Origin of the sequence: Streptomyces sp. 7-21 (assembly GCF_016741785.1) — a bacterium.
Lineage (GTDB): Bacteria > Actinomycetota > Actinomycetes > Streptomycetales > Streptomycetaceae > Streptomyces.
This window is the reverse complement of record NZ_JAERRL010000010.1, coordinates 88,433-102,219: the sequence shown is the minus strand read 5'-3', so window position 1 is coordinate 102,219 and position 13,787 is coordinate 88,433. Positions and strand designations below refer to the sequence as shown.

Below are 13,787 nucleotides of genomic sequence, written 5' to 3'. Positions count from 1 at the left end.
GACGGGCCGCCGGGTGCGGCACCTGTGCCGGCAGGACTGCCCCGGCGGACCTACCGCCCGCGGCGCGCGGGCTGATAGACGGTCACGACAAGCCGTTCGCAGCGCAGAAGGCGGTGGACAAGGTGCACGTGCGTGACCAATCGAAGCGGCCCGGCGTTCCAGCCCCGGGCCGGCCAGGGCGGGCCGCGCCGAGAACGCCGGCGGTGCCCGGCCACGTCGGCGCCGTGCTGTCGTTGCAGCGCGCCGCCGGGAACGCCGCTGTGACGCGGGCCCTCGCGGCGGGCGGGCACGGCCTGACCGTGCAGCGCGCGCGCCCGCATCCGGGCAGCCTGACGAACAATGTGCGCGAACAGCCGGGCAGCCGGCTGTTCGGGCCGAGTGAGGAGGACCAGCGCAAGCTCGAGAAGGCGTTTCCCAAGGAGGGGGACACCTATCAGCAGTTCCCCAACCCGGTCAAATCGGGCCTCAGGGCGCACCTCGGGCTGCCGCAGCCGGCCGAATGGGTGAAGCTGATCAACAGCCATCGGGACGAGAAGGGCATGGAGTTCCTGGCCAACTGCGTCGAGGCGGTCCGCAGTTTCCTCGCCTCCTGGTCGGGCAACCCGACGGCGGCCGCCGGGGTCGACCAGTCAGTGAAGCGGGACGACGGAGGGCCGATGCGGGAGGACGACGGCCCCGGCCGCACGAGCGCATGGCTGAACACGCGGTGGCGCGACGACCTCACCGAGGACGACGCCGATCCGAACAAGGCGTGGGGAGTCGTCGCGGACCGGCTGCGGCGCGCCGGTCACGGCGCCTCCGCCATCGTGGTCTTCGAGCACTCGCGGGCGAGCCACGCCGTGGCCGGCGTCAACTACCAGGGGGCGGTCATCTGGGTCGACGCGCAGCTGGCGAAGGTGCACCTGGAGAAGGCGCCGTGGAAGGCGGTCGGCATCGTCCGCTCCATCACGCTCGACTCCAGCCTGCTGCCGTTCGAGGCACCGGAGCCGATCAACACCTCGACCCTGCTGACCCTGGACTGACGGCCCGCCGGGAACGCCGCCGCGGCCGTCACCCGTCGCCGGGCGGGGCCGTCTGGGACGGGTGACGGCCAGCGCCCGCACGGTGGACGATGACCGCGGCACCCACCCGGCGGGGCCGGTCGGCCGGCGCGGGCCGGGGGCGACGGTTGTAGGGTCGGTGGCCACCGTCAAGGGAGCAGGAAAGTGCGGATGCGTCCCGGTCAGGAAGACCCCCAGGAGCCGCGGGGCACGCGCGTCGATCCCTGGCACGGCCGCTACGCCCGCCGGGCGGCGGGGATGGTCGCCTCCGAGGTGCGGGCGCTGTTCGCGGTCGCGTCGCGCCCCGAGATCGTCTCGCTGGCGGGCGGCATGCCCAATGTCAGCGCCCTGCCGATGGCGGACGTGGGCGCCATGATGGCCCGCCTCGTCGAGGAGCGGGGCCCGGTCGCGCTGCAGTACGGCTCGGCGCAGGGCGACCCGTCGCTGCGGGAGTCGATCTGCGGCGTGATGGCTGCCGAGGGCATCGACGCCCGTCCCGATGACGTCGTCGTCACCGTCGGCTCGCAGCAGGCGCTCGATCTGGTGGCGCGCGTGTTCCTCGACCCGGGCGACTCGGTGGTGGCCGAGGGCCCGACGTACGTGACGGCGCTGGGCACGTTCGCCGCGTACCAGGCCGAGGTGACGCACGTGCCCATGGACGAGCACGGCGTCGACCCCGGGGCGCTGGCGGAGACGTTCGCGCGGCTTGAGCGGGCCGGGCGCCCGGCGAAGCTGTTCTACACGGTGCCGACGTTCCAGAACCCGACGGGCGTGACGCTGAGCGCCGAGCGGCGGCGCCGCGTGCTCCAGGTGTGCCGCGCGGCCGGCGTGCTGGTGCTGGAGGACAACCCGTACGGCCTGCTGTACCTGGAGGGCGAGCCGATGCGGGCGCTGGCGGCCGACGCGCCGGCGGACGTGATCTACCTCGGCTCGTTCTCCAAGACCTTCGCGCCCGGGCTGCGGGTGGGCTGGGCGCTGGCGCCGCCGGCGGTGCGGGACCGGCTGGTGCTGGCGGCCGAGAGCGCGATGCTGTCGCACTCGTCGTTCGCGCAGCTGGCGGTGGACCGCTACCTGCGCACGCAGCCGTGGCAGGAGCGGCTGAAGGACTTCCGCGAGATGTACCGGGAGCGGCGCGACGCGATGCTGGCGGCGCTTGCCGAGTACATGCCGCCGGGCGTGACGTGGACCAGGCCGGACGGCGGCTTCTTCGTGTGGGTGACGCTGCCGGAGGGGCTGGACTCCAAGGCGATGCTGCCCCGGGCGGTGCAGGCTCGCGTCGCCTACGTGCCCGGCACCGGCTTCTACGCCGACGGCGGCGGGCACCAGAGCATGCGGCTGTCGTTCTGCTACCCGCCGCCGGAGCGGATCCGGGAGGGCGTGCGGATACTGGCCGGCGTGATCGAGGCCGAGATCGAACTGGGGCGGACGTTCGGCACCACGGACCGAGGGAGTGGACGGAAGTGAGCGAGACGAACCGGGTCGTGGTGATCGCCGGGGGCCTGTCGCCGGAGCGCGAGGTGTCGCTGCGTTCCGGCAGCCAGGTGGCGGCCGCGCTGGGCCGGGCCGGGGTCGAGGCGGAGCTGCGCGACGTCGGCACGGACCTGCTGCCGGCGCTGGCGGAGGACCCGCCGGACGCGGTCTTCCCCGTGCTGCACGGGGCCACGGGCGAGGACGGCACGCTCAAGGAGGTCCTGGAGCTGGCCGGGGTCGGCTACGTCGGCGCCCGCCCGCACGCCTGCCGGTCGGCGTTCGACAAGACTGCCGCCAAGGCCGTGCTGGCGCGGGCCGGGCTGCGCACGCCGCGGTCGGTGACGCTGCCGAAGCAGGCGTTCCACGACCTGGGCGCGGCGGAGCTGACGGCCCGGATCACCGAGCGGCTGGGCAAGGAGCTGTTCGTCAAGCCGCGCGCGGGCGGGTCGGCGTTCGGCGTCAGCCGGGTCGACGAGGCCGGGCAGCTGCCGCAGGCGCTGATGGCCTGCTTCGGCTACCACGATGAGGCGCTGATCGAGGAGCGCGTCACCGGCACCGAGATCGCGGTCGGGGTCGCCGACCTCGGCGACGGCCCGGTGGCGCTGCCGGCGGTGGAGATCGCCTGCGAGGGGATGTACGACTACGCCGCCCGCTACACGCCGGGCGAGGCGGAGTTCTTCTGCCCGGCCCGCGTGCCCGCGCACGCCGCCGAGGAGGCGGCGCGGGCGGCGGTGACCGCGCACCGGGCCCTGGGGCTGCGGGATCTGTCGCGCACCGACGCCCTGGTCACCGAGGCGGGCGAGGTGGTCGTGCTGGAGACGAACGTCTCGCCGGGGATGACGGAGACCAGCACGTTCCCCATGGGACTGGCCGCCGCGGGGCTGGAGTTCGGCGCGTTCTGCCGCGATCTGGCGGCGCGGGCGGCGCGGCGGGCCGGGCGGTGAGCCGGGCCCGCGTCACGCCGCGGTGACGGCGGGCCGCAGCACCTCCTGGCACCACGTGCGGAAGGTGGTCGGCGAGCTGGTCTGCGGGGTGCGGGTGACGGCGTTGTCGAGCCCGGCGTCCTTGGCCAGCGCCATCTCGACCTGTGCCTGGGCCATGGCCTCGGACATGCCGGCGACGACCAGCCGGGCGCGGAATACGTCCGGTGCCACCCGCTCGCAGCGGACGGGCCGGGCGAGCACCTCGGACATGATGCCGGCCATCTCGTCGAAGGACAGGTCCTCGGGGCCGAGCACCGGCACCTCGCCGAAGCCGGTCCACGACGCGTCCCGCAGCTGCGCCACGGCGGCGCGGGCGATGTCGCGGACGGCGCACGCCGGTGACTTCAGCGAGGGCGAGATCATCGTCAGGAACCGGTTCTCCTCCCTGATCCGCCGTGTCTGCCGCAGCAGGTTGTCCATGAACGAGGGCAGCGCCAGGGCCCGGTAGGGGACGCCGGTGGCGGCGAACGCGTCGTCCATCGCCAGCGAGGCGGTGACGTGCCCGGCGCGGCGGGCCAGGGGCGTGCCGCGGCCGAGCGCGGAGACGCCCACGACGCGGCGCACGCCGCTGCCCGGCAGGGCCCGGCAGGCGGCGGCGGAGAACCCCACGAAGGCGTCCTCGACGCGGGCGGCCCGGGGCGACGGCGGCGGCAGCCAGAACACGGCCTCGGCGCCGTCGAACGCCCGGGCGACCACACCGGCGTCGCGGTGTGAGCCCTCGACGACCTCGACGCGGTCCCGGACGGCGGCGGGCAGCTTCGCGGGGTCGCGGACGACCACCCGCACCGGGACGTTGCCGGCCAGCAGCTGCGCCAGCACCAGGCTGCCGATCTGGCCCGTGGGCGTGGTGACGACGTACATGCCAACTCCAGGTGGTACCGGGAAGACGCGGACACCCCGCAGCAGGGGGGCGGCGGGGGAACGGGATGCGGCGGGCGCCGCGCTGACCATCCAACTCTCGTTCCCCGCGCGGGAGAAGGACCGATCCGATCACCATTGATACCGTGGCGGTATGAGTGGCGGTAGGAATGGCGGGAGCAACGGCCTGGAGGTGCGGCAGCTCCGGTACTTCGTCGCCGTGGCCGAGGAGGCGCACTTCGGGCGCGCCGCCGCGCGGCTCGGCATGGCCCAGCCGCCGCTGTCCCGGGCCATCCGCGCGCTGGAGCGCCAGCTGGGCGTCGCGCTGCTGACGCGCACCACCCGCAGCGTGGCGCTCACCCCGGCGGGCGAGGTGCTGCTGCGCGAGGCGCGGGCCGTCCTCGACGCGGTGGCCGCCGCCGAGCGCCGCACGCGGAACGCCGGGCGGCCCCGCCCGCAGCTGCGCGTCGCCCTCAAGGCCGGCTACGACGGCGGGCTGCTGCCCGCGGTCCTCGCCGCCTACGAGCGCGACCCCGCCGCGCTGCCGGCCGAACTCGTCATGGCCGGACGCGGCGAGCAGGCGGCGGCGGTGCGCGACGGGCGGGCGGACGTCGCGTTCGTGCCCGCCCCGTTCGCCGGCGAGGGGCTGGACAGCGAACCCCTGCTGACCGAGCCCCGCCTGCTGGCCATCGCGGCCGGTGACCCGCTCGCGGCCCGCCCCGCGCTGCGCCTGGCTGACCTGGCCGGCAAGGCGCTGCCCGACGGCACCGCCGCCGACCAGGAGGGGCAGCCGCCCGGGCTGCGCTCCCGCGCCGCCGTGCCGCCGCCGCCCGCCCCGCGCGACCTGGCGGAGATCTTCAGCCTCGTCGAGATCGGCCGCATCGTCTGGTTCCCGCCGGTCTCGGTCGCTGAGCGCCACCCCCGGCCGGGCATCGCCTACCGCCCCGTGGCGGACCTGCCGCCGCTGCGCCTGAGCCTGGCCTGGCCGTCGCACAGCCGTTCCCCCGCCGTCGCCGCCTTCGTCCGCGCGGCGGCCGCCGTCGCCGCCGAGGCGGGCCAGCCCGCCGGGGCCGCCTGACGGGCCGTCGGCCCCGGGGCACGCGCAGGGGCCCCGCCGGTGCCGACGGGCCCCTTGGGCCACGGTGTGGCGCGTCAGCGGCCGGGCACGAGAGCGGAGCGACGGCGTCGCACAGTGACCTCCTCCCAGCGGAGCGGGACTGCACGGAAGCGCCCAGCATCGTGGCGTTGCGCGTGGACCAGCAAGGCGGCATGCGGCATCCGGCCCTGACCTGACAGCTGCTCACCCTGTGGCGCATCTCTCGCGCGTCTCACACCCCCGCACTCCCCGCACACCGGCCCTCTCAGGCCGCCACCGCCACCGCCGCCACGGCGGGCTTCCGCAGCGCGCGGCGCGCCGTGACCAGGCTGGTGACCAGCGTCGCCAGGGCCCCGACCGCCGCGACGCCCAGCCAGATCCACGGACCCTGTTCCGGCAGCATCCGGTCGGTGCGGACCACGCAGAACGGGATCAGGCCGGCCAGGCCCGCGGCCGTGCCGAAGAACAGCCCGGTCACCGTGACCAGCACGGACTCCGTGGCGACCATCGTCAGCACCTGCCACCGGGTCGCCCCCGTCAGCCGCTGCCGGCCGAACTCCCCGCTGCGGTACGACGTCTCGGCGTACAGGCTGTTGACCAGCGAGAAGCAGCAGAAGGCCACGATGATGCCGGCCACGATCACGTTGATCGTCACCAGGTTCTTGTCGTCGGCCGACTTCACCAGTCCGGCCGCCTCGAGGGCGTCGCTCTCCACCACCTGCATGTACAGCGTGGCCGTCGCGATGCCGGTGAACAGGATCAGCGGCATCAGGATCCCGCCCAGCTGGTCCGCCCGCCGCCGCAGGTTCCGCACCGCCAGGTAGCCGCCCGCGCCCGTCAGCGCCGCCACCAGGCCGCCGAAGCAGCGCAGCAGCCCCCGCAGCAGCGGCGCCGAGAACGCGGCGAACCCGATCGACAGCAGGATCGCGCCGTAGGACGCGGGCGCCATCAGCATCTCGTCCGACGCGTCCATCATCAGCGTCGCCGGCGCCCCGAGGGACCCGGTGACCAGGGCCGCCACGCCGCCCACGGTCCGCGCCCGGCCGCGCCGCCGCCGCTGGCCGGCCGCCGCGCGCGCCGCCCGCCGCACCGCCACGAACGCCGCACCGGCCGAGGCCAGCAGCGTCACGGAGAAGCCGGCGGACAGGGCGATGGGCCCGAAGACGTAGTCCACGTCGGCCGCCACCTGGTCCGTGTCCTGGAACAGCCGCAGCAGCGCCGAACCGCCCAGCGCCGCCGGGCCGATCGCCAGCAGCGTCGAGACGACCGCCACCACCAGCGCCTCACCGGTCACCATCCGCGTCAGCTGCGCCGGGGTGGCCCCGGCGCGGCGCAGCGTGCCGAGTTCCTCGCCGCGCTGCCGCACGTTCACCGTCAGCGTCGAGGCGACGGTGAAGAAGACCAGCAGCGTGCCGTACCCGCCGACCACACCGCCCGCCAGGCCCAGCGTCATGGCGGAGGTGTCGTCGACGCCGGCCGCCGCCGTGTCGTGCAGGGAGTTGAACGCCATCGCAATCGCCGCGCCCAGCGTCGCGGCCAGCAGGGTGCCGATCAGCCGTCCGGGCCGGTGCCGCACCGACCGCATCGCCAGCGTGAACATCCCTCACACCTCCGCCAGCACCGCGTCGCCCAGGTGCGTCAGCCGCTCCGCCACCGCCTCCGCGGTCGGCGCGGTCAGCTGTCCCGCCAGCCGCCCGTCGGCCAGGAACAGCACGGAGTCGGCGTACGCCGCCGCCACCGGGTCGTGCGTCACCATCACCACCGTCCGGCCGTGCCGCCGCACCGCGTCGCGCAGCAGCCCCAGCACGTCCCGCGCGCTGCGCAGGTCGAGCGCGCCGGTCGGCTCGTCCGCGAAGATCACGCTGGGCTGGGTGACCAGCGCCCGCGCGATCGCCACCCGCTGCCGCTGGCCGCCGGACAGCTCGTCCGGCAGGTGGTCCAGCCGGTCACCGAGCCCCACCTGGGCAAGGATCTCCCGCGCCCGCGCCCGGTCCACGCGCTGCCGCGCCAGCTTCAGCGGCAGCGTCGTGTTCTCCAGCACGGTCAGCGTGGGCAGCAGGTTGTACTGCTGGAAGACGAAGCCGACGCGCCGCCGCCGGAACCTCGTCAGCTCCGCCTCGCTGCCGCCGGTCATCTCCGTGCCGTCGACCACGACGATCCCCCGGTCCGGCCGGTCAAGCCCCGCCGCGCACTGGAGCAGCGTCGACTTGCCCGAGCCGGACGGACCCATCACCGCCGTGAAGCTGCCGGCCGGCAGGCTCAGCGTCACGTCGTCCAGGGCGGTCACGGCGTTGCCGGCCGTGCCGTAGACCTTGCTGACCTTGACCAGCCGCAGCGCTTCCCGGGGGCCGGTGGCGGGCGGCACGGTCTGCTGTCGCGCCTGTCGGAACATTGGTGCATCTCCCCTCTCCGGGGCGCTTCCCGCGCCCACTCAGGACGCTAGGGACGCGGCGGCCGCGCCACACGGGCGCTGCGACCCGGAGCGGGGGTGTATCTGAGTGCATCCCGGCCCTCGCCCCAGGTCCCGTCAGGCGGGCCCAGGTGATCCAGTCCTCCGGGATCTCCTCGTCGAGGCGGCGCGTCTGGTCCGGGCGCAGCACCTGCTCGTCGACCAGCGCGCGGGCCGTCATCCTCGCGACGGCGATGGCGCCGCGCGGGCTGAAGTGCGTGTCGTCCTGGCGCTCGGGCGTCCCGTTGAAGTACGCCGTGGAGCCCTCGGCGCCGAGCTGCTGCCACAGCGCCAGCGACAGCGCCTGGATGTCGAGCAGCGCCACCCCCTCGCGGGCGGCCAGGTCCCGCATCGCCGCCGGGTACTCGCCGTGCGTGGGCTCGGCGTCGCCTGCCGGGCCGAACCGCCGGCGCTCCACCGGGGTCGCCAGCATGGGCCGGGCGCCGTGCGCGCGGGCGCCGTCGAGGTACTGGCGCAGGCAGTCCTGGTAGGTCGTCCAGGGGTCGGTGCCGCGGGCGGGGTCGCTGGTCTTCTCGTCGTTGTGGCCGAACTGCACCAGCAGCAGGTCGCCGGGGCGGACGGTCTCCAGCAGGGCCGCCAGCCGGCCCTCGTCGATCTCTTCGAGCTGCGGCCGTTGACCGCGTGGTTGGCAACCTCGATGCCGGGGGCGAGGAAGAACGGCAGGGCCATGCCCCAGCCGGTCTCCGGGGCCTCGTCGGCCCGCTTGCGGGCGGCGGTCGAGTCACCGGCGAGGTGAACAGTGCGCGGGCGCTGGCCGCCGCCGGGCGCGGCCTGGGTGTCGGACGCGGCGGCGAACGCCAGCGGCAGGCCCGCCAGCGTGCCGAGCAGGCGGCGGCGGCCGGGGCCGCGGCGCGCCGGGACGTCGTCGTGGGGTGCGGTCATGGACGGATCCCTTCTGCCGGGAAACCCCCGGCGGGGGAGAGGGAGGAGCGCCGGTCCGCGGACCGGGTCCGGCGCTGGCCGCGCACCGCGGGGGTACGGGACCGCCCCCCAGCCTGACCGGCCGGGCGCGTCAGTCAATCGCTCCGGCGTCTTCTTCTGTGTGAATCCATCGCCCCGCCGGTGATTTCTGTGGGGTTCCGGGGGTGGTGGGGGAGGCGCGGGAGCGGGCGCGCCGGCCGTGTCCGCGCGGGGCGCCCGGCGCCCGGTCCTGCGGAAAAGCCCGCACCTGTTCGAAGTTTCTTCGACAGAACGCGAGGGAAGGGGGCACTGCGATTGGGAGCGCTCCCAACCTCCGGAAACAACCCCCCACAACTCCGGTCGAGGAGTCGCAGTGTTCAGTCAGGTACTTCGTCACGAACCAGCAGACGCGCGGAAAGGGACGGTCCGCGCGCTGCTGGTGCTGCTGGCCGCGGCCACGCTGCTGCTGACGCCGTGGTCCGCGCCCACCGCCTCCGCCCACGGGTCGGTCGCGGACCCGGTCTCCCGCAACTACGGCTGCTTGCAGCGCTGGGGCGACGACTTCCAGAACCCGGCCATGGAGCAGGAAGACCCCATGTGCTGGCAGGCATGGCAGCACGACACCAACGCGATGTGGAACTGGAACGGCCTGTACCGCGAGGGCACCGGCGGTGACTTCCAGCGCTACATCCCCGACAACCAGCTGTGCAGCGCCGGCCAGACCGAGAACGGCCGGTACAACGCCCTGGACAACCCCGGCCCGTGGCAGACCACCCAGGTCGACAGCACCTTCACCGTGGACCTGTACGACCAGGCCCAGCACGGCGCCGACTACCTGGAGATCTACGTCACCAAGCAGGGCTACGACGCCGAGAACGACGCCCTCGACTGGGACGACCTCGAGCTCATCGAGCGCACCGGCTCCTACGAGCCGTCCGAGCACTACACGGCCGAGGTCAGCGCCCCGGGGCGCAGCGGCCACCACGTCGTCTACACCATCTGGAAGGCGTCCCACGCCGACCAGATCTACTTCATCTGCTCCGACGTGACGTTCTGACACGTGCGGCACCGAGCGGGCCCGGGAGCGCACCGCCCGGGCCCGCCGGCCGCGCGTTCACCCGCCGGTGACCTGGCGCACGAAGCGCTCCAGGACGGCGCCGAACGCCGCGTCGTCCAGCCCGAGCGACAGGATCTCCGACAGGTGCGTGTGCCCCGGCACGGTCACCACCGGCGGCAGCACGCCGTGCTCGGCCAGCATCGCGTCCAGCAGCACCACCGCCTGCTTGCTGAACACCGGCATGTCGTACTCGGCCAGCGCGATCAGCAGCGGCAGCTCCAGCTTCACCAGGCCCGGCACCGCCGTCCGCGCGCCGTAGCTGGCGGTGTCCCTGCCGTAGTACGCCCGCATCGGCACGTTCGGCTCGGTCGCGCCCGGGTCGTAGATCCCCGACAGCAGCACCGCCCCGGCCAGGTCCGCCGCCGGCGACCCGCCGCCCGCCGCGTGCCCGGCCAGGTAGGACGCCACGTGCGTGGCGCCCGCCGAGTGCCCCATCAGCACGATCTTCTCCGGATCGCCGCCCACGCCGGCGGCGCGGTCGCGGACGCACGCGACGGCGGCGGCCACGTCCTCGGCCCCCGAGGGCCACTGGTGCACCGGCGCCAGCCGGTACGTCATCGTGGCGGCGACGAAGCCGCGCGCCGCCGCCCAGCCGCCGATGTGGTCGTAGAACGGCGAGCCGGGCTCGGACTTGTTCCCGCCGACGAAGCCGCCGCCGTGGACGAACAGCAGCACCGGAGCCCCGCCGCCCGGCGCCGCCGCCCCGGGCGTGTGCAGGTCGAGCCGGTGACGCGGATCCGGGCCGTAGGCCACGTCCCGCACCACGCGCAGGGCCAGGTAACCCGCCGCTTCGTGGCGCGGCGCCAGCAGCCGCCTGACCAGCTCGTTGTTCTCCGGAGTGAACTGACGTCCGATGCGGCGCAGTTTGGCGAGGATGTCGGCAGGTAGCGAGGTCATGCTCCATACCTTCCCCGGCCGCTCCCCCCAACCGCCGCGCAAGGCAGCGAGATGACCGCCACACCCGGCCGGCCGCCGTCACTCCCAGGTCTCGGGCCCGCCGCCGCGCCACTCGAACAGACCGGCGTCGCGCGGGTCGACGTCGTCGGGATCCAGCCCGGCACGGCGCAGGAACTCCAGCAGCTCCCGCAGCGACCTGGCGGTCCCGAGCACCTCGCCGTCCGCGCGCACCCGCCGCCCGCGGCCCGGCACGGGCGGGTACACGACGATGCGGGGGCGCGCTGCCATGACCGCAGCCTGCTCCCGCCCGGCCGCCGGGGCACGCCGGGCGGGCCCGGACGGGTGAGCGCCCCCGGGCGCGCCCCGCAGCGCACACCAGGCACCAGGGGCAGCGCCTCAGCGCAGGACCGCGGTGAAACTGCGGCCGTAGGCGTGGCGGGTGGCGGCGCGCAGCCGCGTGACGCCGCCGCGGAAGCTGACCGCCACGCCCTCGTCCGCGGCGACGACCTCGCGCGGCGGCAGCCCGCCCAGCGTCAGGGACACCGCGTCCCGCCGCGTCGTCGGATCGCACACGGCGACCGTGACCGTGCCGTCCCGGCCGGTGCGCAGCAGCGCCGACGCCGGCCCGTCGAGCGTCACCGGCCCGGCCCGGTGCGTGCCCGCCGCGAAGGCGTTGACGCCCGTCAGGCCGAGCCCGTGGTGGCGCACGGCCGCCAGGCGCGGGGTGTTGGCCAGCACGGTCACCGGCGGCGCGGCGGCGTAGGCGGCCAGGCGCCGCTCGGTGGCGTGCGGCAGCAGCGCGTAGGCCAGCCTGGGCCCGCCGCGCCCGGCGCCGCCGTTCCCGGCCCCGGCGGTGCCGTGCGCGGCGGTCAGGGTGAAGACGCGTCTGGTGACCGCCGTGTCCGGATTGGCCGCCCGCACCACCCGGCGGCTGCGGGTGACCGTCTCCAGCGCGGCCGTCAGCCGCGGCGCCCGCAGCAGCACGTAGCCGCAGGCCGTGCCGCGGGTGGCGTTGCGGTACCGCAGCCACGCCAGCGGCGCCGCGCCCGGGCCTGTCCACCGGCCGCCGTCGCGCCGCCGCCCGGTCAGCGACACGTCGTCCGCCGGGTCCGCGACGCGGGTGTCGAGCGTGGTGGTCACCGGCCGGCCGTCCGGGTCGCCGATGCCCGACGTCAGCACCACGATCTCCTCGTCCAGCAGGAACCAGGACGTGGTGGCCCGGCAGTTGCGGTAGGCGGTGAAGCCGTCCGGCAGCAGCCCGGCCCGCTTGGCCGCGTACGCGGCGTCGTCCGCGCGCACGTGCCCCGCCATCCCGTACGCGCCCAGCCGTGCGCCGCCGGAGAACGCCTGCGTGCCGCGCGGGACGTACACGTACGCGTTCTGCTTCCCGGAGGACGCGGTGAACCCCTCGGCCGGGTCGTCGTAGAAGAAGCCGCCGTACAGCTCCGGCACGGTCAGCCGCCGCTCCTCGGGCGCGGTGACGCCCGCGAGCCGGCCGGGCGCGACGGTGGTGAGGTAGTCCACGCCGAAGACGGTGCGCTGGTCCTCGCCCGCCAGGTACAGGTAGTGGGCGCCGTCGCCCTGGAACCAGGGCAGGAGATTCTCGCCGTTCATGTACTCGTAGCCGCTGATCCGCTCCGAGCTGCGCGCCACCGCGAAGGCGTAGCCCGGCCGCCGGTGGACCGTCTTGTCCATGGCGCTGAACGCCGCGTGCGCCTCGGGCGGGCACAGGTCGGCGCCGGGCACCGACTCGTCGGCCAGGATGTCCGCGTACCGCACGGCGCTCAGCGGCGAGACGAAGCCCGAGCCGTCCGGCGCGGCGGGCGAGGTGCGGTGCAGGTGCCGCACGTACGCCCGCAGCCGCCGCGCCTCGGCGGGGGCGGCGTGCGCGGCGAGGTCCACGGCGGCCTCGACCACGGGCGCGGTGGCGTCGTACCCGTCGCTGGTCCGGGAGACGGCGCGGCCCCGGACGATCTCCATCATCCAGCCCTCGAAGATCACCGGGGCGAACGACCGGGCCAGCCAGCCGTACGCCGCGGCCGCCAGGCGGGCGAGCCCCGCCTCGTCGAGGTAGCCGGTGCCTGCCAGCAGGCCGAGGGCGGATACGACGCGGCTGAGCAGAGCGGCGCCGTAGGAGCCGGTGTACGCCACGCTGCCGTGCTGGACGAACGAACCGTCCGCGTAGAAGCCGTCGGTGACGCCGTGGCGCGGGCGGTAGGGGTCGATCACGCCGAGGACGGTGTCCTGGTCGGCGATGGCCTTGGCGACGCGGGCGTCGTCGCCGCGCACGGCGCCCTGGAGCATGCGGTTGGTGGTGATGCCGGCGAGGTTGGCGCCGGTGTGGAAGCGGGAGTCCAGGTCGACGTCGCCGTCCTTGCCGTGGCGCAGGTAGGCGTCCATGGCCGCGACGTACGCGCCGGTCAGGCCGGGGTGGCGGGCCTCGATCCGGTCGCCGAGCAGCACGAGCAGCCGGCTGACGTGGGTGGAGATGCCGATCTCCCAGGAGAACCAGTTGCCGTAGTAGCCCGCCGCCTGGTCGCCGTAGTGGGTGCCGTAGAGCCACGCCAGGCCGTCGGCGACCCGGTGCTGCGCCTCCGCGTCGCCGGTCAGGCCGCCCTCGCGGGCGCCGGGGGCGCGGGTGGCCAGGGCGATCTCGTACAGGTACTGGAAGGAGCGCATCAGGTTGGTGTCGCTCTCCCCCAGCGGCAGGCCGGCGAACAGCTCGCCCGGGCCCGCCGCGTCGAGCGCCGCCAGCCGTCCGGCGGCGGTGGCGTCGATGGCGGCGAGGCGGGCGGCGGCCTCGGGGCGGGCGTTGGACTCCTCGGTGCCGGCGAGGCAGGCGACCGCGTTGGCCCTCAGCCGGGCGGCCCGGTCGGGCACGGCCGGCAGCGGGGCACGGCGGGACAGCGGCACGGGGCCTCCTCGGCAGACCAGCCTGGCGTTGCTCCCAGCGAAG

General features: G+C 75.3%; 11 protein-coding genes and 1 pseudogene. 5 read left to right on the top strand and 7 right to left on the bottom strand.

All coding sequences use genetic code 11. The features are described 5' to 3' along the window. Positions 1-203 precede the first annotated feature (203 nt). The 3 genes from JK356_RS22370 to JK356_RS14695 all read left to right on the top strand — a co-directional run bounded on the left by JK356_RS22370 (position 204) and on the right by JK356_RS14695 (position 3,454). Positions 204-1,022 (top strand): toxin glutamine deamidase domain-containing protein, encoded by an 819-nt coding sequence (locus JK356_RS22370; RefSeq protein WP_201868299.1) that lies wholly within the window; start codon positions 204-206, stop codon positions 1,020-1,022. A gap of 189 nt (positions 1,023-1,211) precedes the next feature. Continuing rightward, positions 1,212-2,504, top strand: a complete 1,293-nt coding sequence (locus tag JK356_RS14700) for a PLP-dependent aminotransferase family protein (protein WP_236671327.1) — start codon at positions 1,212-1,214, stop codon at positions 2,502-2,504. Then, positions 2,501-3,454: a D-alanine--D-alanine ligase gene (locus JK356_RS14695; protein ID WP_201868298.1), complete on the top strand. Its 954-nt coding sequence runs from the start codon at positions 2,501-2,503 to the stop codon at positions 3,452-3,454. The genes JK356_RS14700 and JK356_RS14695 overlap by 4 nt, the downstream gene beginning before the upstream one ends. 12 nt (positions 3,455-3,466) lie before the next feature. Here the strand turns inward: JK356_RS14695 and JK356_RS14690 are convergent, their stop codons facing one another. Further along, positions 3,467-4,354 (bottom strand): NAD(P)H-binding protein, encoded by an 888-nt coding sequence (locus JK356_RS14690; RefSeq protein ID WP_201868297.1) that lies wholly within the window; start codon positions 4,352-4,354, stop codon positions 3,467-3,469. Between the two features lie 151 nt (positions 4,355-4,505). On the opposite strand from JK356_RS14690, the gene JK356_RS14685 reads away from it, so the two are divergent. Then, positions 4,506-5,429: a LysR family transcriptional regulator gene (locus tag JK356_RS14685; protein ID WP_201868296.1), complete on the top strand. Its 924-nt coding sequence runs from the start codon at positions 4,506-4,508 to the stop codon at positions 5,427-5,429. A gap of 283 nt (positions 5,430-5,712) precedes the next feature. Here the strand turns inward: JK356_RS14685 and JK356_RS14680 are convergent, their stop codons facing one another. The 3 genes and pseudogenes from JK356_RS14680 to JK356_RS14670 all read right to left on the bottom strand — a co-directional run. Further along, a complete protein-coding gene (locus JK356_RS14680) occupies positions 5,713-7,047 on the bottom strand; it encodes an FtsX-like permease family protein (RefSeq protein ID WP_201868295.1) in 1,335 nt (444 codons plus the stop codon). A gap of 3 nt (positions 7,048-7,050) precedes the next feature. After that, complete coding sequence (locus JK356_RS14675; RefSeq protein WP_201868294.1) at positions 7,051-7,839, bottom strand: ABC transporter ATP-binding protein; 789 nt, start codon at positions 7,837-7,839, stop codon at positions 7,051-7,053. 145 nt (positions 7,840-7,984) lie between these two features. After that, a pseudogene (locus JK356_RS14670) lies at positions 7,985-8,799 on the bottom strand (rhamnogalacturonan acetylesterase); the annotation flags it as partial. Positions 8,800-9,190: 391 nt separating this feature from the next. On the opposite strand from JK356_RS14670, the gene JK356_RS14665 reads away from it, so the two are divergent. Beyond that, positions 9,191-9,874 (top strand): lytic polysaccharide monooxygenase, encoded by a 684-nt coding sequence (locus JK356_RS14665; RefSeq protein ID WP_307815586.1) that lies wholly within the window; start codon positions 9,191-9,193, stop codon positions 9,872-9,874. Positions 9,875-9,931: 57 nt separating this feature from the next. Here JK356_RS14665 and JK356_RS14660 read toward each other — a convergent pair whose 3' ends face one another. The 3 genes from JK356_RS14660 to JK356_RS14650 form a co-directional block, all read right to left on the bottom strand. Next, the gene (locus tag JK356_RS14660; RefSeq protein ID WP_201868293.1) at positions 9,932-10,831 is read right to left on the bottom strand and encodes an alpha/beta hydrolase; all 900 of its coding nucleotides are present in this window, start codon (positions 10,829-10,831) and stop codon (positions 9,932-9,934) included. Between the two features lie 78 nt (positions 10,832-10,909). Continuing rightward, positions 10,910-11,119, bottom strand: a complete 210-nt coding sequence (locus tag JK356_RS14655) for a hypothetical protein (RefSeq protein ID WP_201868291.1) — start codon at positions 11,117-11,119, stop codon at positions 10,910-10,912. 108 nt (positions 11,120-11,227) lie between these two features. Next, complete coding sequence (locus JK356_RS14650) at positions 11,228-13,744, bottom strand: polysaccharide lyase family 8 super-sandwich domain-containing protein (protein WP_374100656.1); 2,517 nt, start codon at positions 13,742-13,744, stop codon at positions 11,228-11,230. Between the last annotated feature and the right edge of the window lie 43 nt (positions 13,745-13,787).